16 protein-coding genes and 1 pseudogene are annotated in these 26,647 nt (G+C 59.2%); 16 read left to right on the top strand and 1 reads right to left on the bottom strand.

The window, feature by feature from the left end:
- Positions 1-13: 13 nt before the first annotated feature.
- A complete protein-coding gene (locus tag ACZ89E_RS06445; protein ID WP_476255141.1) occupies positions 14-3,505 on the bottom strand; it encodes a response regulator in 3,492 nt (1,163 codons plus the stop codon).
- A gap of 264 nt (positions 3,506-3,769) precedes the next feature.
- Between ACZ89E_RS06445 and ACZ89E_RS06440 the strand changes: the two genes are divergently transcribed.
- The 16 genes and pseudogenes from ACZ89E_RS06440 to ACZ89E_RS06365 all read left to right on the top strand — a co-directional run bounded on the left by ACZ89E_RS06440 (position 3,770) and on the right by ACZ89E_RS06365 (position 26,611).
- Positions 3,770-4,129, top strand: a complete 360-nt coding sequence (locus ACZ89E_RS06440) for a response regulator (protein WP_476255140.1) — start codon at positions 3,770-3,772, stop codon at positions 4,127-4,129.
- A 105-nt stretch (positions 4,130-4,234) separates the two neighbouring features.
- Entirely contained in the window at positions 4,235-5,734 is a 1,500-nt protein-coding gene (locus ACZ89E_RS06435) for a PhoPQ-activated protein PqaA family protein (protein ID WP_476255139.1), read from the top strand.
- A gap of 192 nt (positions 5,735-5,926) precedes the next feature.
- Positions 5,927-7,732: a hypothetical protein gene (locus tag ACZ89E_RS06430; RefSeq protein WP_476255138.1), complete on the top strand. Its 1,806-nt coding sequence runs from the start codon at positions 5,927-5,929 to the stop codon at positions 7,730-7,732.
- The gene (locus ACZ89E_RS06425; RefSeq protein ID WP_476255137.1) at positions 7,659-9,689 is read left to right on the top strand and encodes a hypothetical protein; all 2,031 of its coding nucleotides are present in this window, start codon (positions 7,659-7,661) and stop codon (positions 9,687-9,689) included. Before ACZ89E_RS06430 ends, ACZ89E_RS06425 begins: the two co-directional genes overlap by 74 nt.
- Positions 9,690-9,762: 73 nt before the next feature.
- Positions 9,763-13,539 (top strand): hypothetical protein, encoded by a 3,777-nt coding sequence (locus tag ACZ89E_RS06420; RefSeq protein ID WP_476255136.1) that lies wholly within the window; start codon positions 9,763-9,765, stop codon positions 13,537-13,539.
- Between the two features lie 94 nt (positions 13,540-13,633).
- A pseudogene (locus ACZ89E_RS06415) lies at positions 13,634-14,951 on the top strand (glycosyltransferase).
- A gap of 163 nt (positions 14,952-15,114) precedes the next feature.
- On the top strand, positions 15,115-15,990 hold the full coding sequence (locus ACZ89E_RS06410; protein WP_476255135.1) for a phosphatidylinositol-specific phospholipase C domain-containing protein: 876 nt from the start codon (positions 15,115-15,117) through the stop codon (positions 15,988-15,990).
- A gap of 53 nt (positions 15,991-16,043) precedes the next feature.
- Complete coding sequence (locus tag ACZ89E_RS06405; protein ID WP_149660331.1) at positions 16,044-16,949, top strand: AraC family transcriptional regulator; 906 nt, start codon at positions 16,044-16,046, stop codon at positions 16,947-16,949.
- A 313-nt stretch (positions 16,950-17,262) separates the two neighbouring features.
- A complete protein-coding gene (locus tag ACZ89E_RS06400) occupies positions 17,263-18,573 on the top strand; it encodes an ABC transporter substrate-binding protein (RefSeq protein ID WP_476255134.1) in 1,311 nt (436 codons plus the stop codon).
- Between the two features lie 205 nt (positions 18,574-18,778).
- Positions 18,779-19,678: a carbohydrate ABC transporter permease gene (locus ACZ89E_RS06395; protein WP_256672338.1), complete on the top strand. Its 900-nt coding sequence runs from the start codon at positions 18,779-18,781 to the stop codon at positions 19,676-19,678.
- Between the two features lie 10 nt (positions 19,679-19,688).
- A complete protein-coding gene (locus ACZ89E_RS06390; RefSeq protein WP_054046221.1) occupies positions 19,689-20,519 on the top strand; it encodes a carbohydrate ABC transporter permease in 831 nt (276 codons plus the stop codon).
- Between the two features lie 126 nt (positions 20,520-20,645).
- A complete protein-coding gene (locus ACZ89E_RS06385; protein ID WP_149661645.1) occupies positions 20,646-21,749 on the top strand; it encodes an ABC transporter ATP-binding protein in 1,104 nt (367 codons plus the stop codon).
- 12 nt (positions 21,750-21,761) lie between these two features.
- On the top strand, positions 21,762-23,237 hold the full coding sequence (locus ACZ89E_RS06380; RefSeq protein WP_149661644.1) for a mannitol dehydrogenase family protein: 1,476 nt from the start codon (positions 21,762-21,764) through the stop codon (positions 23,235-23,237).
- Between the two features lie 127 nt (positions 23,238-23,364).
- Positions 23,365-24,861, top strand: a complete 1,497-nt coding sequence (gene xylB, locus ACZ89E_RS06375; protein WP_476255133.1) for a xylulokinase — start codon at positions 23,365-23,367, stop codon at positions 24,859-24,861.
- A gap of 15 nt (positions 24,862-24,876) precedes the next feature.
- Positions 24,877-25,821, top strand: coding sequence for a carbohydrate kinase family protein (locus tag ACZ89E_RS06370; RefSeq protein ID WP_149661642.1), 945 nt, complete (start codon positions 24,877-24,879; stop codon positions 25,819-25,821).
- A 169-nt stretch (positions 25,822-25,990) separates the two neighbouring features.
- A complete protein-coding gene (locus ACZ89E_RS06365; protein ID WP_149661641.1) occupies positions 25,991-26,611 on the top strand; it encodes a transglycosylase SLT domain-containing protein in 621 nt (206 codons plus the stop codon).
- Positions 26,612-26,647: the final 36 nt, after the last annotated feature.

Here is a 26,647-nt window from a genome sequence, read left to right as displayed (position 1 = left end):
TAAATGCTATCCACTAGATGCGTTCCATCTTCGGTAACCACACACGAATCAGCGAGAACAGGCGATCGAGGTCGATCGGCTTGGCCAGGTAATCGTTGGAACCCGCCGCCAGGCAGCGCTCCTGATCGTCCTTCATGGCCTTGGCCGTGACGGCGATGATCGGCAGCTTGCGCCAGCGCGGGTCCTGGCGGATCAAGGTCGTGGCCTCGAAACCGTCCATCTCCGGCATCATCACGTCCATCAGCACCAGGTCGATGTCTTCGACTTCATTCAATTTTTCAATCGCCTCACGACCGTTCCGGCCAATGACCACGACTGCGCCCTTTTGCTCCAGCGCACTGGTCAGGGCGAAGATATTGCGCACATCGTCGTCGACCAGCAGCACCTTGCGGCCCTCGAAGACCTTGTCGCGACTGCGCGCGGTCTTGAGCATCTTCTGCCGCTCATGGGACAACTGGGATTCGACTTTGTGCAGAAAGAGTGTCACTTCATCCAGCAACCGCTCTGGCGAGCGGGCACCCTTGATGATGATCGAGCGCGAATATTTGCGCAGCTCGGCCTCTTCGTCCCGGGTCAGGTTGCGTCCGGTGTAGACAATCACCGGCGGGAACGAGCAGATGTCTTCGGTGGACATGCGCTTGAGCAGATCGTTGCCGAGCATGTCCGGCAGCTTCAGGTCGATGATCATGCAATCGAAGACCGTTTCGCGCAGCCGGTCCAGCGCTTCCTGGGCGAAACCGACGGCAGTGATCTCGATGTCTTCGTCGCCGATCAGGCGGGCAATGCTGTCGCGCTGCAAATCATCGTCTTCCACCAGCAGCACCCGTTTGACCTTCTGGGTCAGCTTGGCTTCGAGGCGGGCAAACACGTCCTTGAGCTCCTCGCGGGTGGTCGGCTTGACCGCATAACCGATGGCGCCCATGTGCATCGCCGCTTCAACCCGGTCTTCGACCGAGATGATGTGCACCGGGATGTGCCGGGTTTCGGCGTGTTCTTTCAGGCGCTGCAACACCGTCAGCCCCGAATGATCCGGCAGGCGCATGTCCAGCAGGATGGCGTCGGGGATGAACTCCCTGGCCAGGTCATACCCTTCATCGGCGCCGTGGGCGACCAGGCACTGGTAACCCAGTTCGTGGGCCAGGTCGTAGAGGATGTGGGCGAAATTCACCTCATCTTCCACCACCAGGATGCAGCGCGTGGCGAACGGTGCCTTGGCGCGGTCATCATCGAAGCGCGGGATATCGACTTCGGCAATCAGCGGTACCGGCGCCGCGACCGGTGCTTTTGGCGTGTAGGCGACCGGCGTCGCGCGCATTGGCTCGACCGGCTCGTCACCCGGCTCGACGTATTGCTGCGGCAACACCAGGGTGAACGCACTGCCCTGCCCCGGTTCGCTGGTGACACTGATCGAACCGCCGAGCAAATTCGCCAGGTCGCGGGAAATCGACAGGCCCAACCCGGTGCCGCCATAACGGCGGTTGGTGGTGCCGTCGGCCTGGCGGAAGGCTTCGAAGATGCTTTCCTGCTGTTCCGCGGCAATACCGATCCCGGAGTCGCGAACGATGAAGGCGATACCGTCGCCCGGCTGACTGGCGACGGTCAGGCTGACGGTGCCTTTTTCGGTGAACTTCACCGCGTTCGACAGCAGGTTCTTGATCACTTGTTCCAGGCGCTGGCGGTCGGTGTAGATCATCATCGGCGCACCGGCCTGCAACTCGATCTGGAAATCGAGCTTCTTGTCCGTGGCCATCGGCTCGAACATGCCGCGCAGGCCCTCCACCAGACGAGAGACGCTGGTGTTTTCCGGGCGCATGTCCAGCTTGCCGGCCTCGACTTTGGAAATATCCAGAATGTCGTTGATCAGGTTGAGCAAGTCATTGCCGGCGGAATAGATCGACTCGGCGAACTTGACCTGTTCGGCGCTGAGGTTGTCCTGCGGGTTCTCCGCCAGCAACTTGGCGAGGATCAACGAACTGTTCAGCGGCGTGCGCAGTTCGTGGGACATGTTGGCGAGGAATTCGGATTTGTACTTGCTGGAGCGCTGCAATTCTTCGGCGCGGTCTTCCAGCTGAATCTGCGCCTGATTGAGTTCGGTGTTCTTCTGATCCATGGCGTCGCGCTGGTCGGCGAGGATCTGTGCTTGCTCGGCGAGCTGTTCGTTGGTCTGCTCCAGCTCCACTTGCTGGGTTTCCAGGTGCGCCTGGGATTCCTTGAGAATCCGCGATTGCTCTTCCAGCTCTTCGTTCGCGGTCTTGAGCTCTTCCTGCTGGACTTGCAGTTCTTCGTTGAGCTGCTGGGTTTCGGCCAGCACTTCCTGCAAGCGTTGACGGTAGCGCGCCGCTTCGATCGAAGTGCCGATGTTGCCGGCGATCAGCTCCAGCAGTTCGATGTCGCGCTCGTCCAGGGTCCGCAGGAAGCCAAGTTCGATCACGCCATTGACCCGGTCGTCGTCGCTGGTCGGCACCACCAACACACTGTGGGGCAAGCCTTCGCCCAGGCCGGAGCTGACTTTGAAGTAGTCTTCTGGCACGTTGTCCAGGCGAATCAACCGGCCTTGTTTCACCGCCTGGCCGATAATCCCTTCGCCGTCGTAGACCGACTGTTCCTGCGCTTCCTGCTCGCGGGACAAACCATAAGAAGCCACGCGCTTGAGGCCGCCATGTTCTTCACGCACATAGATCGCCGCCACGGCGGTCCCGAGGTATTGCGCGCAGAACTGCAGGATATTGCGCCCCAGCAAGTTCAGGGTCAGTTGCCCCAGCACTTGCTCAGCCAGTTCGGTCTGGCCACTGCGCAGCCACGCCTGCTTCTCCAGGCGGTCGGCGGCACTCTGCTGCGCGGCGAGGTTGGCGCTGTAGTTCTGGGAGAGATTGAGCAGGTCACGGCGGCCAATGTAGGCCAGCAATGCACTGATCCCGGCGACGAACACCAGGTACAGGGTGATGCTCCAGATCGTGGTGCGGCGCACTTCTTCGTTGCGCGTGGTGCGCAACTGCTGCTCCATGTCGATCACGTCCTGGAACTGCGTACGGATTTCATCGGTCAGGCGCTTGCCGCGCCCGGCCTTGATCGCGCCGCGAAAATCGCCGCTGGAGCGCTGCAAATCGATCATCGATTGCGCGTAGGCGGCCCACTCGGTTTGCAAGGCCTGGAGACGGCGCAAACGGTCGGTCTGCACCGGGTTGTCGGCCGTCAGTTCGAGCAAGGTATTGAGGGCGACGGCGATTCGCGGCCTGGCCGTTTCATACGGGTCCAGGAAGTGCTCGTCGCCACTGAGCAGAAAGCCGCGCATACCGGTTTCCAGGTCAACGGTCAGCTTTACCGCTTCATTGGCGTTATTGATCACCCGGTCGGTGTGCTCCACCCACTGGATGACGGACAACAGGTAAGTGATCAACGCCACAAAGAAAACCGCACTGATCACGCCCACGCCCAGCGGCAAGCTGACGTTGCGGCTCAGGAGTTTGCGGAATCGTTGCTCGTCAACCGAAGACGCAGAGGTCATGGGGAAGGCCTTGTCGAACTGTTGAAAACCAAGGAGTTTGCCCCAAAACGGACGCATTGATCTAATTTTCTGACAGCTCTGGGGACAAATTCCTGCAATTAACTGCGCTTGATCATTGCCGCGCGTTATCCTTGCAGGTTCTTGTACAACCATAGTTTTTTGTATCGGGTCGGGAACTTGTCGGGGTCCGGCAATTACTCAACCAAGAGACCGGCGATTTCGATCGACCGCCGACCCGTAAACCCACCCTTGAGAGCTCCTACTATGTCCGCCGATTCGTCCATCATTCTCGTCGTCGAAGACGATGCCATCGTCCGCATGCTGATCGTCGATGTGCTGGAGGAACTTGAATTCAAGGTGCTGGAAGCCGATGGCAGCGAAAAGGCACTGGAGTTTCTCAATGACGAAGACCAGTACATCGACCTGATGATGACCGATGTCGGTTTGCCGGTGATGGATGGCCGTGAACTGGCCACCCAGGCGCGCATGCTGCGCCCGGAATTGCCGATCCTGTTTGCCAGCGGCTACGCCGAAAGCATCGAGGTGCCGGCCGGCATGCAGGTGATTGGCAAGCCGTTCTCGATTGATCAGTTGCGCGACAAGGTCAAGGGTATGCTGGCCTGACTCGACCTCAGACCCTGTCGCACCTGTCAAGTCTGACAGTAGATGGAACCCGCCCGCATGGAGTTTGATTGGACCGGTCATTCCCGCTCATAAGGAACTGAGTCCATGCCGAGTCAAACCGAACTCTATGCACGTTACTTGAAGGCCTGCGCGCTGGTGCTTGCACTCATCGCTGGCTATGGCTGCCAATCCTCTTCGCCCGACGACCCCCAACACTGCTTTGAACAAAATGGACAGGCGTTCAGCGAAGTCTTGAGGTGTTATCACCAGGCCCAGGCGTCGCAACCGTTGCGCTACACCGATAAGGGCCAGGAGCAACAGCCCGGCGTCAGCATCCGGCGATTTGAGCTGTCGTCGCAGGCCTGGGTCCAGGACGGTCAGGTCGGCCCGGCGCAGTGGCTGCATGACGTCGATCTGTACATTCCCGACAATGTTCAAGGCTCGCGGGCGGTGCTGGTCGCCAACGACGGCGTCAACAACCCGCTGCCCGGCCAGTCACCCACCCCGCCCAACAACTTTACCCGACAGACATTGCTCAACATCGCCCGACAAACCGGTTCAATCGTGGTGGCGGTCAGCAATGTACCGAACCAGTACCTGACCTACAGCGATGACGCCGTGCCGCGCACCGAAGATGGCAGTGTCGCCCATAGCTGGAAACTGTTCATGCAGGCACCGGAGCGCCAGCCTTTCATCTCGTTGCATGTGCCGATGATGGAAGCGCTGGTCAAGGCCATGGACCTGGCGCAAAAGGAAGCGCCTGCGGGCCAGGCCAAAAGCTTTTTGGCCACCGGTGTATCGAAGCGCGGCTGGGCGGTATGGCTGGCGGCCCTGGCGGACCATCGCATCGATAGCATTGCGCCGTTTGTCATTGATGTCCTGAACACCGAGCGGGTGTTTGACCAGACGTTTCTGGCGTACGGCGGCAACTGGCCCTTGGCGTACTTCGACTACTACTCCCAAGGCGTGATCGCCCAACGCAAGACCCCGGCGTTCAGCAAGCTGATGCGCGTTGAAGACCCGACGACCTACCCGCCCGCTTATCTCGCCCGCTTGAGCATCCCCAAATACATCGTCAACGCCAGCGGCGATGACTTCTTCATCCCGGATGCTTCACGCCTGTACTTCCCGGGGCTGCCGGGTGAGAAGGCGCTGCGTGTCCTGCCCAACTCCCCCCACGATGTCCGGCCACTGGTTGAGGCGAACCTGATTCCGTACATCAAGCGTCGGCAGGCGGGCAAACCCCTGCCGACGTTGAAGGTGCAGGAACAGCGCCTGGGCGTGACGTCGACCCGACTGCATGTGACGTTGTCCGAGCTGCCGGTCAAGGTCACCAAATGGGCAGCCCACAACCCGCAGGCCCGGGACTTCCGCTACAACTGCAAAGTGCCCTACACCGCCGCGCAGTTCCCGGCGTCGACAGAACTGCAGACCACTTACCAGGCGCCCAAGACCGGCTGGGGTGCCGAGTTTTTCGAGTTTGAATTCGCTGACGGCTTGGTCGCCACGACCACCGTCACGGTTCTTCCGGACACCTACCCGACCCAGGCACCGCCCGCTGATGAGGCGCTTTGCAGAACACTGCCCGGCACCGTGGCTAAATAACCTCCTAAGTTGAACACTCGCAACGACAAAGTACTTTAACTTTGTCGTTGCCTGCTCAACTTTCCACCCGATACGTTTGAATACCAAACTACCCAACGCAACATCCATTTATATAAAGCAACTTGAACCCTTCTCGAAAAATACACAACATTCAAACAAGGAACACCCCCATAAATAATATTAGGTAACACCGTGACAACTCCAACCTTTAAAACGATCAGCCGCTATTCTTTCGACGCAACCCTGCAAGCAAGAACACTGCGCAATGAAGCTGACAAGTTCGAAAGAGACTTGGTCATTCTCAAACTAAAAGAGGCGGTGCGCAGCACTGAAGAGACTGACTGGGACTCGCATGAAATTGACTTGAAACCGGGCTCTTCGCTTTATCAACTGCACATGCCCGCGAGCATCCTGTTGAATAAACTGAGCGCCGAACCGCTTATCCAGCAACATGCCGTGCGGCTATTCCGCGAACCGCTTATCGATGCTTTCGTCAACGCTGAGGGCAGCCTGTTCATTCGCGGCGACGCCTGGGAGCCCATCACCCAGATGGCTAGCCGTTCTGCCTCGACCCAAGCCCAGCTGAAATGCCTGACGGACATTGCCAAACAAATAGGCGGCATTGTCTCCTCCAGCAATACCGTGGAAATATCGCAATGGATGAAGTTTCACGATCTGAATGTACCCACCACGCCGGCACAAACAAAAAACCTGCTCGACTTCCTGGAGTTCGATATTCCTTCTGCCGATTACCTGGGCAACTATTGGAATCAACTATTCGCGACTGAGGACGGTGAAACGGTATTAACCACCGATCAACAGGCTGCCATGCGCAAGTTAACTGCCGAGTTCCTGCCTAAAGGAAAAAACTTACTCGATAAACTGTATGAAGAAGCATTGAACAGTCGCCCGGTCATTTGGGACGACGCCGGGGATATGCTCAAGTCGCTCGTCAGTCATCCCACTTCCCGGGCATTGGCCAAACGCTACATCACCCGACTGGCCTGGTTTGGCGCCAACGCTGATGAATCGGTCCACGATGAAGACCTCGATCAACTCCTGATCACGGCAATCCTGTTGGACCTGAACCCGCCCGTTGTCACGCAGGACGCACGCAGCCCGTTCGGCAGCCTGGACATTTATTCGCCGGACAATGTTGATTTGCCGCACTTCCTGGTGCGCCAACAACTGGAAACCTACCTGGTGAACAACCAGCGGGTCGGCGCACAAGCCGCGCCACTGGCGGCGCATCTGCTGCTCGCCAACGTCGCGCCGGAGTTCCTGATCAAGCAATTACCTTCCTCACCGCTTTTGGGCTCCATTGCCTGGGTGACGTTCAGCCGCACCGTCGCATTGATTGAGCTCCAAGTCCGGGGGGCGTCGCGTTTGATGACGTTTGCGCAGGTCATGCAATACGCGGCCATTGAACCCGTCGGTCCTGACCAGGAAAAAATCAGCGGCTTGGCGGCCATCAACCCGATTGTCGATTGGGCATTGCTGAACAGCGTGATCACACGGGCGGCATTGCAACGCCACAGCGCCGGAGCACTGCAAGAAGCGTCTACGGCGTACCACGCATTCCTGGAGCAGTTGAACCAGGCCGCCACCACGTTTGCCACGCCGCCCCCGAGTCGCCGGGCGCTCGCCCTGGCGCAACTGCAAGCGATCCTGCCGGATAGCGATGACCTGGAAAAAGAATTCCTGACCCACGCCGGGACCGCTTGGCAGTATCAGCCGGTCGTGCCTTATGCCGCTGACGAGATGTTTGAAAACCAGAAAATGTCGATGGTCGAGCTGCACATGTCCGGCGACCTGGTTCGCCAGCAATGGAACGACCCCGCTTACGACCTCTTTGAAAAATACCCCACGCTGTTGCCCGAGCTGAACAAGCTGTCCGGTGATTTTGAGGCGCCTGTGCGCGCCTGTGCGCGCCTATCAGCAGCAACTGCAACACGCGTTGGCGACCAATCTGCAACTGGCATTGGCGCAGTTGGATGAGGCCGATCAGAAAGACCTGCTACGCAGCGAAATCACCTTATACACCGTGCGCGCCTCGGCGCAGTTCGACGCCAAGGCCCCGGTAGCCTTGAATGGCCGCTTCGGCATGGAGTACCTGACCAGCATTGAAACCCAGGAAGCGATCGATGCCGCTACCGGTCATTACGGTGTGGTCATGTGTGCGTCTTTTCGCGGGAAAACCACCTGTTTTGAGCTCTTCAGCCTGCATGGCCAATGCCTGAAAAACCCAGCGCTTGGCGCGGCGATCAGTCAAGCGGCGCTGCACAAAAACCGCGCCCGGATCGACTTCACTGGCGATCTGAATCGCGCCATGAAACCCGCGCAACTGAGCGCCATGCCCCTGGACATCACCAACTACACGCACGGCAGCGTACCGAACCGCAAAGTGTCCAGTGAAGTCGTCCTCGACAAACTGGCGGTACTGGCGGCCCCCATTGAGACGACCATTGACAAGAAAGGCGTCTATCAACGCTTCCACTACCCGAACCTGGAACGCATCGCCCACTTCATCGCCCGCCATCGTCCTCTCGCCACTTACGCCGAGCTGAAAGAAATCGCCTTGGGGCAAACCCGGCTCGAAAGGTTGATCAGCAAGAATGAAGAACGGACCGAGTTCATGCTCAACCTGATCATCCCCTTCCGCTCCTGCATCGCGGAAATTCGTTCCGGGGAACGGGTACGGGTCGCGCAAGGCATCTTTGGTTGCATCATGGATGCCATCGCGGTCATCGGCGGTGTTGCCGGAGCGGCGTCGAATATCGCCGGCATCATGTCCAAGACCGTTTCCTCCTGCTCCAGGATCGCCAGCATTGCCAAAGAGCTGGTCATCCTGGCGATCGGGACTTTCAATCCGCTGGATGGTTTGCGTTCTTACGCCAGCATCGGTGCGAAGGCGCTCCTCAAAGGTGGCCTGCGCTTGAACCTGGTGGGCATGGACGCCGTGACAAAAGCCAGGATGCAGGTGCACCGGCTGACCAAAATGGCCGACTCCTATGACCTGGTCAAAGCGTCGAAACGCTCCGATCTCGTGCAAGGGACCTGGATTCCCAAGGACAGCAGCGAATCCGTTAACGCCTGGGCCTGCCGTAGCCGCAACAATCAATGGCACGCACTCAATCGCTTTGGCCGGCCATGGGGCGAGTCGTTGAAAAATTTCCGCCGGGTCGGCGAGATCCGCTTACCGCGTTTCGACAAACAATTGCCGGCCCTCTACACCAGCACGGTGATTGAAAATGCCCTGTCGAGCGCCCGCCGAAAAATGGACGCCGCCGTCAGGGTACTGGCCCAGGCGAACAGGAAAGTCAATGTCGATGCCCTCGCCAGGCTATTGCTGGGTGGCAGCTCAATCGAAGCGGTCAATAACGTTCTGATGGCGCAAAAGTCGTACTGCGGTGCGGTGGACCTGGGTAATTTCCTGCTGGATGAAGCAGACAGTGCCAACGAAATGCTCACCTTGGACCTCAGTGAGTTCCAGGTATGGAAAAACGCCGGCCCGTTGCAACGGGAGAAACAATTCCTGCGCGTCGACTGCGCCGACCTCAACGAACGCTTCCGCGAGCACCACCTGAACGAAGGCGTGATTGCCGATGATTTGATTCGAACCCTGCTCCACGCCAGCAGCATCGATGACCTGAGCTACGCCCTGCCGTTGCCGAACACCGATTCGCGCTATCAACAGCTGGACGTGGCACCGCTGCTGAACCTGGCCAACGGGCATCATCCGATCGCCGACGAAGGGGTTGCGACCCGCTATCACGACCGCGCCCAGGCCCGGAACAACGCGGACTCCTTGACAGTATTCACCTCGCTATTGAGTCAGCTGGAAACCCACCCGGCGAACTTTGCCGAGAACCTGTCGGCCATGAGTGCCGCGCTGCAAGCCGCTCGCCAGGGCGCTATCAACCGGCCAGTGCCGATTTACCTGAACAGGCTCTAAACCCCTGTTTCATCGGGAGGCCTGGCATGAGGGCCCTCCTTCACTTTTTTCAAACTTAATGAATGGACTCAAAATGAATAACACAAGCAACAGCACGCTCACCGAGCGACACCTTTCGCGCCCCATCAGCCCTTCCAACAACGATGTCGATCCCACAAGCAGCAATGACAGCGAGCGACAGGAAGTCATCAGCCGATTGAAAACCATATTGGCTGATGACAACACTGGATTCGCCCCTGCCTGGACCCTGCCAGTTATTTCCCTGGAGCGCGATTCAAGCCTTGAAAGCTCGATGGTGCCCGGCATCGAGCTGTTAAAGCGAATGGTCAGCAAAGACGCCTTTAAACGGATCCTGAGCAGGCACCAATTAGCCGAAGACGCGGTGTTTCAAGTCGCAGAGAACGGGCACATCACCGCACAGACTCCGAACTTCACCTACGACCTGACCAGCCGCACCCAACTGGACCCCGAACTGGACGATGACCTGAAAACCCTCGCCGAAATGGCGGCGGCACTGGGTGGCGCGGTGACGCTCGACGACCGGGTCAGCCTGACGCAATGGTTCAGTTTCCACGAGCATCCCATCCCCAAAACAGCCGAGCAGACCCAACGCCTCATCACGTTGCTGGAGCTGAATCTGCCGAAAAGTCCGCTACTGGGTAACTATTGGGACATGCTCTCGGTCGCCACCGACAGCCCGATCAGCCTGAATGACACCCAGCGCCGCCAAATCAAGGCCCTGACCCAGCGTCACATTCAGGGGCGCGGGACGCTGCTGGATCACCTGTCGCAAGTTGCCTTGGGGCGGGACATCTCGACCATCAGCCGATCCGACGCCGATGAACATCTGCAGACACTCGCGTCCCACTCCATCGCGGCCTCTTGGGCCGAAGGCTATATCAACGAACTAGGGTGGTATGGCGCATCGAGCGATGAGCCGATATCCGATGGGTATCGGCAGCAGGTGATGCTGACAGCGGTACTCCTGGACCTGCACCCTTCCATTGGCGAAGCGGAACCGCGCAATCATGTTGCCGGGTTTAATCTCTACGCCACTGAGCATGTTGAACACTCTTTTGCTGCCGTTCGCACCGCGTTGGAGAGCCATCTAGTTGCCAAGGCCGGCGTTAGCGAACAGACCGCGCCTCTCGCCGCCCATTTGTTGCTAGCCGGCACCGCGCCTGAGTTCCTGGTCAAAGACGTGCCTCCGACCCTGCTGCTGGGCACACCGCAATGGGTTGAATTTTGTCGTGGCGTGGCGATGGTGGAATTCAACGCGCCGGGCTCTTCCCGCCTGATGACGTATGCACACATCAAAAAAATGGCAACGATTGATTGGGCGGATGAAGCGCTGACAACCCTCAACAGCGTGCTCGCCATCGATCCCCTGCTCGACTGGGCCCTGCTCAACGGCATTGTCACACTGACCGACGTGCAGAACGCCCACGCCACGGCCGTGGCCACTGCAACTTCGGCTTATGAAAAGCACCTTGGACACCTCGTCGACATCCAGACCCAGTTGTCGAAAAAATTCCCGACACGGCGGGACATCGCGTTAAGACTGCTGAAAGTTACAGCCCCTGATTGCGATTTTGTTGAAGATGAGATTCTGCGCAAAAAGAGCCCACACGCCGCTCGCCCGGGCTTTGCCACATCAGAGCCGATGTCGTTGGTTGAGTTGTTGATGGCCAATGAACTCGGCTCCCGGGAATGGGATTTGGCGGATGACAGCCTCTATGACATTTATCCGTTTATCAATAATGAAACCCATCGGTTGAAACCCGAATTCGATCGTTTGTTCAATCGGGCTCACACCCAATTCTCCGAAGCCATGAGCAGCAGTTTCAAACTGGCTTTTGCGACACTGCCACCGCTTGATCGCCAGCGATTGTTAAAAGGACAGGTGTCGCTGTTCACCGTCCGGCCTTCAGTCGCGGTCATCCCCAAGCCGGACAATACATTCTCGTTGAACCCGTTTAAGTTAATCACTCACACGGTCACCGAGTTCACCCAACTAGGCTACAAGGAAAACCAGGCCGACAAAGATGCCGCGACCGGACGTTATGGTGTGGTGGTCGGTGCTTACTACGAGAACAAGTTGTATTGCTACGAACTGTTCACACTGCACGGCGTCTGCCGCGAAAACCCCGCGCTCGCCGAAGTGATCAGCCGTAACGGCTTGTTGAACCAGGCCCCACGCACGGATTTCTCTGGCAGTGCGAATCGCTACGGCCCTCCTTCTGCCACTTATCATTTACCGACTGATATCGAGTGCTATACCCACGGCGTAAACCCCGGCATCCAACCCGCCAGCATTGGTGTGATTGAAAAACTCGCCATTCTTCCCGTGGCCGCCACACACTCAACCCGCCAGCCGCGCAGTTATTACCAAAGTTTTGACAGTGGCGAGTTCAACGAGCTTGCAGCCTTCATTCAGAAACACCGTCCCCTTGCGACCTATGACGAGCTGTCAAAAGAGTGCTGGGGACAGACCAAACTGGAGCGTTTGCGGGCCGAGTACGATGGCATTATCGACACAGCGCTCAACTTCATTGTCCCGTTCAAGTCGTGCATCCAGGACATCCTTTCGGACGATCCGGATCGCCGGGCAGAAGGTTGGGCGTCGTGCACCATTGAGGCGGCCATGACACTGCTGCTGGTGGTCGGCGCGGTCGCCAAGGTGGTCAGCATTGCCGCTAAAACCGCTTCCATCGCGGCAAAGGCCGCCAGCATGGCAAAAGTGGGCGTCGGCTTGTTGAACAGCGTGTTCAATCCGTTGGACGGCATTCCCGCCTTGTTGCGCAAGGGCGTGAAGGTGCTGAAGCTCAAGAAATTGGGCACCAATGTTCTGGAAAACGCCACGTTTCAACTGCGCAAGTTGACCGGCAGCGCGCAATCCTATGACTTGGTCAAAGCCGCCAACCGTGCAGACACCGGCATGGGAACCTGGCGTCCATTGGCGTCATCGACGGACTCGATTGCCGTCCTGGCTACGCGCCACAACGACCAATGGTACGCATTGAACCGTAGTGGCCAGCCTATCGGGCCAAAGCTGCAAAACTTCCATTTCCTGAACGCGCTCCGCTTGCCCGGATTGCATAAAATCATGCCCGCAACCTATACCCGCAAGTTGCTTCAGGAGGCATTGCCGGCTGCCCGGAAAAAAGTGGATGACGCCATTAAAGTATTGACTGACGTGACATCGGAGAAAGATTCAGGCGTCGCCCTGAAACTGCTCATGGGGGATCACTCCGCCGAGAGTCGCAGAAAATTTCTGTCCGCCCTGCAGGATGTCAAAAAAGACTTGGCAAAGATCACGCCCGATAACTTCGAACTCGACACCTATACCAAGACAAACAGCCTGGCCGCGCTGAATCCGATTGCCTACAAGGAATGGATAAATGCCGGTGAGACTAAAGCGGCTCAAAAGAAATTCATGCGTATTTATTCGGAAAACTTCAACGACCAATATCGCAAGGAGGGATTCACGTCCACCGTTCCTGCTGATGATCTGATTCATGAAGTCTTTCACGGAGCCCCCGACACTCTGGACCACACTTACGCCAGTGCGCCGGTGTCCGGTCGAATCGGCAACCAGCAACGCCTGGACGTCAAGCGATTGATGAACCTGGCGTCTGGTCACTTCCGTGACGACAACCTCAAGTTGCTGGATAAGACCCTGGCCTTTGACAATGCCGACTCGTTTGCCGTGACCACCTCTTTGTTGAGCCAATCTTCCAGCAACAACCTTATGTTTCTTGAAAACATCGCCACCTTGCAGAAGCAGGCGGATAGAGCTCGCGGTGGCTACATTGGCTGGGAGGTGGTGTTGAACTTCAACCCGGTTTGATCAACGGCCCCATTGGCAGGGGCATCTGTGCGCAGGGCTGTGGTTTAATCGCGCTCTTTTTTTCATCGCCCTGCGCCCTCATCAGGAATGCCCCATGAGCCTGCCCCCCATCAAAGTCCTGGTCATTGGTTACGTCTGGCCCGAACCCCGCTCTTCGGCAGCCAGTGGCCATGTGATGCAAATTCTCGACACGTTTTTGCCAGCAAGGCTGGGACATCACCTTCAGCAGCCCGGCGGGCGTCGGCGAACACAAAGCCGACCTCGCCGCCCTGGGCATTCGTGAATGTGCGATTGAGCTGAATAACAGCAGTTTCGATACGTTTATCCGCGAACTGGCCCCGGATATCGTGTTGTTCGACCAATTCATGATGGAAGAGCAATTCGGCTGGCGCGTGGAGAAACAGTGCCCCGACGCATTGCGCGTGCTCGAAACTTCCGATCTGCAAAGCTTGCGACATGCCCGGCACCAGCGGCTCAAGGATCGGTTGAAGGCCAGTGCCGATGAGAACGACTTCGGCGATCTGTTTGCCCCGGCGCTCCGTGAGGAGTTCGAGTTGATGGCCGGCACCGACCTGGCCAAACGCGAGATTGCTGCGCTGTATCGTTGCGACTTGAGCCTGATGATTTCCCCAGTGGAAATCGAGTTGCTGGTCGAACAGTTCAAGCTGCCGCGGGACTTGCTGCACTGGTGTCCCTTGATGCCCTCCCTGCCAACGGCGGCCCATACCCCGTTTGAAGCTCGGGCGAACTTTCTCAGCATCGGCAACTTCCGTCACGCGCCGAACTGGGACGCCGTGCTGTGGATGAAAACCGCAGTCTGGCCATTGATCCGTCAGCAACTACCCGGTGCGCAGTTGCATCTTTATGGCGCTTACACGCCGCCCAAAGCCACCGCGTTGCATAACCCCGCCCAAGGGTTTCACGTGATGAACTGGGCGGAGGATGCATTGCAGGTGATGTCGGCGGCGCGAATCTGCCTGGCACCGCTGCGCTTTGGCGCGGGGATCAAGGGCAAGATTGTCGATGCCATGCTGTGTGGCACGCCGAGCGTCACCACGCCCATCGGCGCCGAGGGCATGAGCGATGGCCTGCCGTGGCCGGGGGTCATTGGTGAATCCGCTGAAGCGCTGGCCGCCGCGGCTGTTGCGCTGTATCAGGACCAGGCGTTGTGGACCCAGGCGCAACAACATGGCGACCAATTGCTCAGCGCCCAATATCGCCAGTCAGACCACGGCCCGGCCTTGATCGAGCGCCTGCAAGCCTGTCGGCGTGACCTGGCCGAGCGCCGTCGCGACAACTTCACCGGCGCCATGCTTCGCCACCACGCGCACAAAAGCACGCAGTACATGGCCCAATGGATCGAGGCGAAAAATCGTCACGTCGAGTCGGATGTTTCTGATTCTCGCGGGTGATAACTGACCTGAGAAAAGTGGCGCAAGGCTATATTTATGTGGATATTTCTGTGCATTGAAAATCACCTGCCGGGCTTCTAGGCTCTTGGGCACCCGGTGATTTTTTCACGATTCCTCGCGCCCCACGGATGGGGGGCCGAGCCACAGGCAGGAGCCTTGCACCATGACCAACAGCCCCACTTCCAATGTCGACAAACAATGCTGGATGAGCAAAGTCCCCGACATCGACCGCATGAAAATCACCGATCTCATCTGGCCCGGCACGCATAACTCGGGCATGGACAAAAAAGCCCCCAATTACGAAGTCATCATCGGCAACTGGACCACCTGCCAGAACGACTCCTTTGCCTGGCAACTGGCCAACGGTGCCCGGGCATTCGATTTGCGCCTGGGCTACCTGCCCGGCTCGCCCAGGGGTTCTTATTACTTTCACCACAACGGCTATCAGTCGCACAGGGGGCTGGATGAGCTGATCGATGCGGTCAACAGCTTTCTCGACCGCAACCCGGATGAATTCATCGTCCTCGACTTTCACCAATTGGGTAATGGCGACCAGCACTTTGACTACCGGCAACTCAGCGACTTATTGATACAACGCCTCGGCGCCCGGGCCATTGCACCCGACGATGAAGAAAAGACCCTTGGGGAGCTCAAGGCGGCGAGCAGCAAGAAACGCGTGGTTCTCGCCTCCCGCAAGTCGGTGGAACTGGACCTGGATTATTTCTGGGGCACCATCCCCCATCGGTGGAGCGGCTCCCGGCTCACCAACGTGGACGAGTTGCGCCGACATATCGCCCGCACCCTGGACACACCCCGGTACGGCCATTACCTGTGGTCCCTGACCGCCACCAGCTACACCTTCCTCGGCGGGCCGGTGGACATCAAGCAACACATCAACGACTGGTTCCACTCCTCCCGGGATTGGGTGACGCAATGCAGCATCATCAGCACCGACTTCTTCGACGAGTCGCAGATTGTCGGTTATTGCTGGGTCGCCAACAGCATGAAGGCGGCACAACTCAGGCAGTCGCTGGCATAACTGGCCCGGAAAGAGGCATCATCAGCAGGCAATAACAATAAAAGTGCCCTGCCATGAGCCGATCCGCCCGAATAACCGATCCTTCCTACGAGTTGATGGACGACCACAACGGGTTGTCCATCATCTATCGCCAGCATGGTTTCCCATGCCCGTTGGTGCGCTGGCATTTCCACAAGGAATACGAACTGCACCTGATCGTCGCCAGTTCCGGCAAGGTGTTCATCGGTGATTACATTGGCAACTTCTACCCGGAAACGCTGTTCCTGACCGGCCCCAACCTGCCGCACAACTGGATCAGCCAGGTCGCCGAAGACGAAGTGGTGCCCAAACGCGACATGCTGGTCAACTTCACCGATGAGTTGTTCGACAGCGGTCACCTGGTGTTTGCCGAACTCAAGACCCTGGTGCCCTTGCTGGAGCGCGCGCAGTACGGCATCGAGTTTCGCTGCAAGCGCACCATCCGCCAGGCCATGACCCTGATGCAGCGCATCGCCGACACCCAAGGCGTGACCCGGCTCGGGCATTTCCTGATTTTGCTGGAATTGCTCGCGGCGTCCGATGATTACCAACTGCTGTCGGGCGCCACGACCACGCCATTGGCGGATGAACACAACGTTGACCGCACCAACCGGGCGGTGGATTACATCTTTGCCCATTACGCCCGGGAACTGCCGCTGGAAGAAGTCGCCGAGCACCTGGGTATGAAGCCGACGTATTTCAGTCGAGTGTTCAAGCAGGCCACCGGGCGCTGCTTCATCGAATTCGTCAATCGCCTGCGCATCAGCAAGTCCTGTGAACTCCTGGCCGATGGCGATAAACCGGTGACCGATGTGTGTTTCGAGTCGGGTTTCAACAATATTTCCAACTTCAACCGACGGTTTCAGCAACTCAAGGGCATGACCCCTTCCCATTACCGGCGGTTGGCGGTCCAACGTTTGACCGAGCAAAACCTCGGTTAAATGCTTTTTTGCAGGGGCGAGGCTTGCCCGCGAAGGCGGTGTGTCAGAAAAGACGCCTTCGCGGGCAAGCCTCGCTCCTACAGGTTTCCCTACAAAACCTGTACGCATTTCATCATCGACAATCATCTAAAAGCCCTACCCCGTACTTCCCACCGAAAACCCCAGTGCAAAAAAGTATCGATTCAAGTGCGATGGATGATTTGTCACATCCGCAATTGAAGGCTGTAATCAGTGCACATTCTTCCCTCATCAGGAAGACACAAAAACAATAACTGTCCTTCTGGCCCCGCCGGGTACAGAAAAGGAGTGCTCGATGCAACCTTCTGTAAAAGCTCTGCTTGCCCTCACCTGCATGACCCTCAGCAGCGTCAGTCTCGGCGCCCAGACCCTGACCATTGCCACCGTCAACAACAGCGACATGATTCGCATGCAAAAGCTCTCGAAAACCTTCGAGACCGAGCATCCGGACATCAAGCTCAATTGGGTGGTGCTCGAAGAAAACGTCCTGCGCCAACGCCTGACCACCGACATTGCGACTCAGGGCGGGCAGTTCGATGTGCTGACCATCGGCATGTACGAAGCCGCACTCTGGGGAGCCAAAGGTTGGCTGGAGCCGATGAAGGACTTGCCGGCCAGCTACGCCCTCGACGACGTGTTCCCGTCGGTGCGTGAAGGCCTGTCGGTCAAGGGTTCGCTGTACGCCCTGCCGTTCTACGCCGAAAGCTCGATCACCTATTACCGCACCGATCTGTTCAAGAGCGCCGGGCTGGAAATGCCGGAGCGCCCGACCTGGACCCAGATCAGCGAGTTCGCGAAGAAACTCACCGATAAAGATAAAGAACAGTACGGCATCTGCCTGCGCGGCAAGGCCGGCTGGGGCGAGAACATGGCGCTGATCACCACCATCGCCAACGCCTATGGCGCGCGCTGGTTCGATGAGAAGTGGCAACCGGAATTCACCGGCCCCGAGTGGAAGAACGCGCTGAACTTCTACGTGCAGACCATGAAGGATTCGGGCCCACCGGGCGCCTCCAGCAACGGTTTCAACGAAAACCTGGCGCTGTTCAACAGCGGCAAGTGCGCGATCTGGGTCGATGCCAGCGTCGCCGGCTCCTTCGTCACCGACAAGACGCAAAGCAAGGTCAGCGAGCACGTCGGTTTCACCTATGCGCCCCATGAAGTCACCGATAAAGGCTCGGCCTGGTTGTACTCCTGGGCGCTGGCGATTCCGACCAGTTCCAAGGCCAAGGACGCGGCGAAAACCTTCAGTGCCTGGGCGACTTCCAAGGAGTACGGCGCACTGGTTGCCGAGAAAGACGGCATCGCCAACGTACCGCCAGGCACCCGGGCCTCAACTTACAGCGAGGCCTACATGAAAGCCGCGCCGTTCGCCAAAGTGACCCTCGAGTCGCTGAAAGCCGCCGACCCGAGCAAACCGAGCGTCAAGCCTGTGCCGTACATCGGCATCCAACTGGTGACCATTCCTGAATTCCAGGGCATCGGCACCCAGGTCGGCAAGTCGTTCTCGGCAGCGCTGATCGGTCAGACCACGGTCGACCAGGCCCTGGCCGCCGCCCAGCAAACCACCGAACGTGAGATGAAGCGCGCCGGTTATCCCAAGTAACCCGCGCCCTCTGTAGGAGCGCTTTTTGTGGCGAGGGAGCTTGCTCCCGCTCGGCTGCGAAGCAGTCGCAAAGCTTTTGGGGTCGCTTCGCGACCCAGCGGGAGCAAGCTCCCTCGCCACACAAGCCTCGCTCCTACAGTTGATCTTCACCTGCCTGTTCTTAATTGGTTCTATCGCCATGAATATTTCAACTGCCAAAGCTCAAATGGACATTCCCCAACCGGTGCGTAAAAGCCGGTTGGCCAATCCCGGCTGGTTTCTGGTCAGCCCTTCGGTGGTCATGTTGCTGCTGTGGATGATCGTGCCGCTGGGCATGACCCTCTACTTCTCGGTGATCCGCTACAACCTGCTCAACCCCGGCGAGAACGAGTTCGTGGGGCTGGAGAACTTCACCTATTTCCTCACCGACTCGGGCTTCCTGCCCGGCGCCACCAACACCCTGTTGCTGGTAGGCAGCGTGCTGCTGATCAGCGTGGTGTTCGGCGTGTTGATCAGTGCGTTGCTGGAGGCCAGTGAGTTCCTCGGTCGCGGCATCGTGCGGGTCATGCTGATTTCGCCGTTCTTCATCATGCCCACCGTCGGCGCGCTGATCTGGAAGAACCTGATTTTCCATCCGGTGTCGGGGATTCTCGCCTACGTCTGGAAGCTGTTCGGCGCACAACCGGTGGACTGGCTGGCGCACTACCCGCTGCTGTCGATCATCATCATTGTCTCGTGGCAATGGCTGCCCTTCGCGATCCTGATCCTGATGACCGCCATGCAGTCGCTGGACCAGGAACAGAAAGAAGCCGCGCGCCTGGACGGTGCCGGTCCGGTCGCGATCTTCTGGCACCTGACCCTGCCGCACCTGGCGCGGCCAATTGCGGTGGTGGTGATGATTGAAACGATCTTCCTGCTCTCGGTGTTTGCTGAAATCTTTACCACCACCAACGGCGGCCCCGGCTACGCCTCGACCAACCTCGCCTACCTGATCTACAACCAGGCGCTGGTGCAGTTTGATGTGGGCATGGCGTCCGCCGGCGGTTTGATCGCGGTGGTGATTGCCAACGTCGCGGCCATCGTGCTGGTGCGCATGATCGGCAAAAACCTGACAGACAAAGCCTGAGGCCTGCGCCATGACTCTTCAACAATCCCGCCGTCTGCAAAGCCTGCTGCTCGGCACCCTGGCCTGGGCCATCGCGATCCTGATCTTCTTCCCGATCTTCTGGATGGTGCTGACCAGTTTCAAAACCGAAATCGACGCGTTCGCCACGCCGCCGCAATTCATCTTCACCCCGACGCTGGAAAACTACCTGCACATCAACGAGCGCAGCGACTACTTCAGCTTCGCCTGGAACTCGGTGGTGATTTCCTTCAGCGCCACGGCCCTGTGCCTGCTGATCGCAGTGCCGGCGGCCTACTCGATGGCGTTCTACGAAACCAAACGCACCAAAGGCACGCTGCTGTGGATGCTCTCCACCAAGATGCTGCCACCGGTGGGCGTGCTGATGCCGATCTACCTGCTGGCCAAGAGTTTCGGCCTGCTCGATACGCGTATCGCGCTGATCGTGATCTACACCCTGATCAACCTGCCGATCGTGGTCTGGATGATTTACACCTACTTCAAGGACATCCCCAAAGACATCCTCGAAGCCGCACGGCTGGACGGGGCAACGCTGTGGCAGGAAATGGTCCGCGTGCTGCTGCCCATCGCCAAGGGTGGCCTGGCCTCCACGGTGCTGCTGTCGCTGATCCTGTGCTGGAACGAAGCGTTCTGGTCCTTGAACCTGACCTCGTCCAAAGCCGCACCGTTGACCGCGTTGATCGCCTCGTACTCAAGCCCCGAAGGTCTGTTCTGGGCCAAGTTGTCGGCGGTATCGACCCTGGCGTGTGCGCCGATCCTGATCTTCGGCTGGATCAGCCAGAAACAACTGGTTCGCGGCCTGTCGTTCGGCGCCGTGAAATAAACCGATTCCTGTAGGAGCACGGCTTGCCGGCGAAGGCGTCCGTTAAATCGCCTTCGCCGGCAAGCCTGGCTCCTACAAAAAGCGCGCCCGGCTCAAATCAATAAAAACATGTGGAGGCCCATCATCATGGCCAACCTGAAAATCAAGAATCTGCAAAAAGGCTTCGAAGGCTTTTCCATCATCAAGGGCATCGACCTGGAAGTGAACGACAAGGAATTCGTGGTGTTCGTCGGTCCATCGGGCTGCGGCAAGTCCACCCTGCTGCGCCTGATCGCGGGCCTTGAAGAAGTCAGCGGCGGCACCATCGAACTCGATGGCCGCGACATCACCGAAGTCAGCCCGGCCAAGCGCGACCTGGCGATGGTGTTCCAGACCTACGCCCTGTACCCACACATGACCGTAAAAAAGAACATGTCGTTCGCCCTCGACCTGGCCGGCGTGCCAAAAGCCGAAGTCGAGAAGAAAGTCGGCGAAGCGGCACGCATCCTCGAACTCGGGCCGATGCTCGAACGCAAGCCGAAACAACTGTCCGGCGGCCAGCGCCAACGGGTCGCCATCGGCCGCGCCATCGTGCGCAACCCGAAAATCTTCCTGTTTGACGAACCGCTGTCCAACCTCGACGCTGCCCTGCGGGTGCAGATGCGCCTGGAACTGCTGCGTCTGCACAAAGAACTCAAAGCCACCATGATCTACGTGACCCACGACCAGGTCGAAGCCATGACCATGGCCGACAAAGTCGTGGTGCTCAATGGCGGTAAAGTTGAACAAGTCGGCTCGCCGCTGGACCTGTATCACCAGCCGGCCAACCTGTTTGTCGCCGGTTTCCTCGGCACGCCGAAAATGGGCTTCCTCAAGGGCAAAGTCACTCGTGTTGAAAGCCAGAACGTCGAAGTCCTGCTCGACGCCGGCACCCGCATCACCCTGCCGTTGAGCGGCGCCAATCTGAGCGTCGGCGGCCCAGTGACTCTGGGAATTCGCCCGGAACACCTGAACCTGGCGCAAACCGGCGACTGCACCCTGCAAGTCACCGCCGACGTCAGCGAACGCCTGGGCAGCGACACCTTCTGCCACGTGGTGACCACCTCCGGCGAAGCGCTGACCATGCGCGTGCGCGGTGACCTGGCCAGCCGTTACGGTGAGTCGCTGAGCCTGCACCTGGACGCCGAACACTGCCATTTATTCGATGCCGACGGCGTGGCGTTAACTCGCCCACTGCGCGCCGCTGCCTGACGAGACTATGCGATGAAACTGAATAAACAGAACCTCAATCGCCTCGCGCCTGAGGTGGCACTGCCCGCCTACGCCCTGAGCGATACGCGCCAAGGCATCGCCCACATCGGCGTCGGCGGTTTCCACCGGGCGCATCAGGCGTATTACACCGATGCGCTGATGAACACCGGCGAAGGCCTCGACTGGGCGATTTGCGGGGTCGGCCTGCGTGCCGAAGACCGTCGCGCCCGGGACGATCTGAAGGAACAGGATTACCTGTTCACCTTGTTTGAACTGGGCGACGACGCTGACGCCGAAGTCCGGGTGATCGGCGCGATCCGCGACATGTTGCTGGCCGAAGACAGCGCCGAGGCGCTGATCGACAAACTCGCCAGCCCCCAGATCCGCATCGTCTCGCTGACCATCACCGAGGGCGGCTACTGCATCGACGACAGCAACGGCGAGTTCATGGCCCATCTGCCGCTGATCCAGCACGACCTGGCGCACCCGAACGCACCGAAAACCGTGTTCGGCTTTCTCTGCTCCGCGTTGGCCAAACGTCGCGCCGCCGGCACGCCAGCGTTCACCTTGATGTCCTGCGATAACCTGCCGCACAACGGCGCGGTAGCCCGCAAGGCACTGCTGGCCTTCGCTGCGCTGCGCGATGCCGATCTGCGGGACTGGATCGACCAGAACGTCAGCTTCCCCAACGCCATGGTTGACCGCATCACGCCGATGACCAGCACCGAGCACAAACTGCAATTGCACGACAAAACCGCGATCGACGACGCCTGGCCGGTGGTCTGCGAACCGTTTGTGCAATGGGTGTTGGAAGACAAGTTCGTCAACGGCCGCCCGGCCTGGGAAAAGGTCGGCGTGCAGTTCACCAACGACGTCACGCCTTACGAAGAAATGAAGATCAAGTTGCTGAACGGCAGCCACCTGGCCCTGACATATCTGGGGTTCTTGAAGGGTTATCGCTTCGTCCACGAAACCATGAACGACCCGCTGTTCGTGCGTTACATGCGCGCCTACATGGACCTCGACGTCACGCCACAACTGGCTTCGGTGCCGGGGATCGACCTGACCGAATACAAGAACACTCTGGTGGCGCGGTTTTCCAATCAGGCGATTGCCGATCAACTGGAGCGGGTGTGTTCGGACGGTTCCTCGAAGTTTCCGAAATTCACCGTGCCGACGATTAATCGCCTGATCGCTGACGGCCAGGAGACCAAGCGTGCGGCGTTGGTGGTGGCGGCCTGGGCCTTGTATTTGAAGGGCGTGGATGAGAATGGCGATACCTATTCGATTCCCGATCCGCGGGCGACGTTCTGTCAGGCGTTGGTGGCGGATGATGCGTTGATCACCCAGCGGTTGTTGGAGGTCGATGAGATTTTTGGCACGGCGATCCCGCGTTCGGCGGAGTTTGTCGCGGCGTTTGAGTGGTGCTGCAACAGCTTGCGAGAGGTGGGCGTGACCCGAACCCTGGAAAAAGTACTCGCGGCCTGATCGTTCCCACGCGCTGCGTGGGAATGCAGCCCGGGACGCTCCGCGTCCCCCATCCAAAAGCGGACGCAGAGCGTCCATTGAGGCATTCCCACGCAGAGCGCGGGAACGATCTTCGGTAGGGTCATCCATGGCAAACCAACAACTATTCCTCGGCATCGACTGCGGCACCCAAGGCACCAAAGCCATCATCCTCGACGCGGTCAGCGGTCAAGTGCTGGGCCAGGGCGCCGCCGCCCACACCCTGATCAGCGGCGCCAACGGTCGGCGCGAGCAAGACACCGATCAGTGGCTGGAAGCCTTCGCCCTCGCCACCCGCCGCGCCCTGCTCGCCGCCAACGTCGACGGCCAGGACATCCTCGGCATCGGCGTCTCCGGCCAGCAACACGGTCTGGTGTTGCTCGACGATCAAGGCCAGGTCCTGCGCCCGGCCAAGCTCTGGTGCGACACCGAATCCACCCCGGAAAATGATCGCCTGCTGACCCATCTGGGCGGCGAAAAAGCTTCGCTGGAACGCCTCGGCATCGTCATCGCGCCGGGCTACACCGTGTCCAAACTGCTCTGGACCAAAGAACAGCACCCACAGATTTTTGCCCGCATCGCGCGCATCCTGCTGCCCCACGACTTCCTCAACTATTGGCTCACCGGCCGCAGTTGCAGCGAATACGGCGATGCGTCGGGCACCGGTTATTTCAATGTACGCACCCGCCAGTGGGACTTGCAGCTGCTGCGCGACATCGACCCCACCGGGCGCCTGCAAGCGGCGCTGCCGGAGCTGATCGATGCGCACCAAGCGGTAGGAACCGTCCTGCCCAGCATCGCCGAACACCTGGGCATCAACCCGCAAGCGCTGGTGTCCAGCGGCGGCGGCGACAACATGATGGGGGCCATCGGTACCGGCAACATCCAGCCCGGGGCGATCACCATGAGCCTGGGCTCCTCGGGCACGGTCTATGCCTATGCCGAACAGCCCAAAGTCAGCCCGGACGCCTCGGTCGCCACGTTCTGCTCCTCCAGCGGCGGCTGGTTGCCGTTGATCTGCACCATGAACCTGACCAATGCCACCGGGGTGATTCGCGAGTTGTTCGAGCTGGATATCGAGCGCTTCAACGCTCTGGTCGAACAGGCGCCGATCGGTGCGGACGGCGTGTGCATGCTGCCGTTCCTCAACGGCGAACGCGTCCCCGCCCTGCCCCACGCCACCGGCAGCCTGCACGGCTTGACCATGACCAACCTGACCCAGGCCAACCTGTGCCGCGCCGCCGTCGAAGGCACGACCTTCGGTCTGCGTTACGGACTGGACCTGCTGCGGCAAAATGGCTTACAAAGCCGCAGCATTTGCTTGATCGGCGGCGGCTCGAAAAGCCCGGTGTGGCGCCAGATCGTCGCCGACATCATGAACACCCCGGTGATCTGCACCGAACAAAGCGAAGCCGCCGCCCTCGGCGCGGCGATTCAAGCGGCGTGGTGCAAGTCCTGGTCAAACGGCCACGAAATCACCCTGGCGGACTTGTGCGAGCGCTGCGTGAAACTCGACCTGGCCAGCGAAACCCTGCCGATCGCCGAGAATGTGGCAGCCGCGCAGCAGGCTTACGAACGCTATCAACAGCATGTCGCAACCCTTTAAAGAGCGAACAATTCTATGTATCTGGTGTGTGGCGAAGCGCTGTTCGATTTCTTCAGCGAAGACGATGCCAGCGGTCTGGCTTCAAAAGTGAATTTCAAGGCGATTGCCGGCGGTTCGCCGTTCAACGTCGCGGTGGGTTTGCGCCGCTTGGGCGTGGATTCGGCGTTGTTTGCCGGGTTGTCCACCGACTACCTCGGCCGCCGCTTGCAGCACGTGTTGCAGGACGAAGGTGTGTGCCCGGATTACCTGGTGGACTTCGCCGCGCCGACCACCCTGGCGATGGTCGCGGTCGGCGCCAATGGCTCGCCCCATTACAGCTTCCGCGGTGAAGGCTGCGCGGATCGGCAATTGCGCCTGGAGCATCTGCCGGTGCTGGGGCCTGAAGTGCGCGGTTTGCACATTGGTTCGTACTCGCTGGTGGTGCAGCCGATTGCCGACACCTTGCTGGCGTTGGTGGGTCGCGAAAGCGGTAAACGCCTGATCAGCCTTGATCCGAATGTGCGGTTGAATCCAGAGCCGAACATCGACCTGTGGCGTTCGCGGATTGCCGAACTGGTGAAGTTGGCCGACCTGATCAAGGTCAGCGATGAAGACTTGAGCCTGCTCTACCCCGAGCAAGACCCGGCGCGTGTCATTGAAGGCTGGTTGCAGCATCGCTGCCAATTGGTGTTTTTGACCCGTGGTGGCGAAGGCGCAACGGTGTTCAGTCGGGCCCATGGTTCGTGGTCGGTGCCGGCGCAATCGGTGAAGATTGCCGATACGGTCGGGGCTGGCGATACCTTCCAGGCTGCGTTGATTACCTGGCTGACCGAGCATCAGCTGGATTCGGTGGACGGTGTGCAGCGCCTGAGTCGGGAGCAGATTGACGGGATGTTGAAGTTTGCGGTGCAAGCGGCGGCGCTGACCTGCAGCAAGACCGGGCCGGATTTGCCGTATCGGCAGCAGTTGGATTTGCACTGAACCGAGCGTTCCCACGCTCTGCGTGGGTACGCAGCCCGGGACGCTCCGCGTCCCATCCAGAGCCGAACGCGGAGCGTCCGTTGAGGCATTCCCACGCAGAGCGTGGGAACGATCAAAGGTCCTGTGTAAACTGTCGCCCTTTTTAAGCGCATGACGGGAAGACGGGCTTTTGAACTCTAGGCAAACAGCTGGGCTTGTATTACTCACGACAGTGCTGGCCGGTTGCAGCACCTCGCCGCCCCGCTCCCCCAACGATATCTGCGAGATCTTTCGGGAAAAGAGCGACTGGTACGACGCCGCGCAAGTCACGCAAAAACGCTGGGGCGTGCCGATCCAGGTGCCCTTCGCGATCATGTATCAAGAGTCCGGCTATCGTTACGACGCCAAGACGCCGCGCAAATACCTGCTCTGGATCATTCCGTGGGGCCGGGTGTCGACGGCATCGGGCTACGCCCAGGCCAAGGACGAGGTCTGGTCCGACTATCAGAAAAGCACAGGCAGAGGTGGGGCCGACCGCGAGGATTTCGATGACGCCATCGATTTTGTCGGCTGGTACATGGACAAAACCGCCAGCATCAACGGCGTCTACAAATACGACGCCTACGGGCAGTACCTCAACTATCACGAAGGCTGGGGCGGCTATCGCCAGAAAACCTACGCCAGCAAAGCCTGGCTGGTGGCCACGGCCGGCAAGGTCCAGGGTCGATCCGATCTGTATGCGCAGCAATACGCCGGGTGCAAGAACGATCTGAATCGCGGGTTCTGGAGCCGGTTCTGGCATTGGCTCTAAACCCCGTAGCTGCCGAAGGCTGCGATCTTTTGATCT

This window comes from Pseudomonas sp. TE3899 (assembly GCF_056279105.1).
The sequence above is the reverse complement of the archived record's forward strand: the minus strand, read 5'-3'. Positions and strand labels throughout refer to the sequence as shown.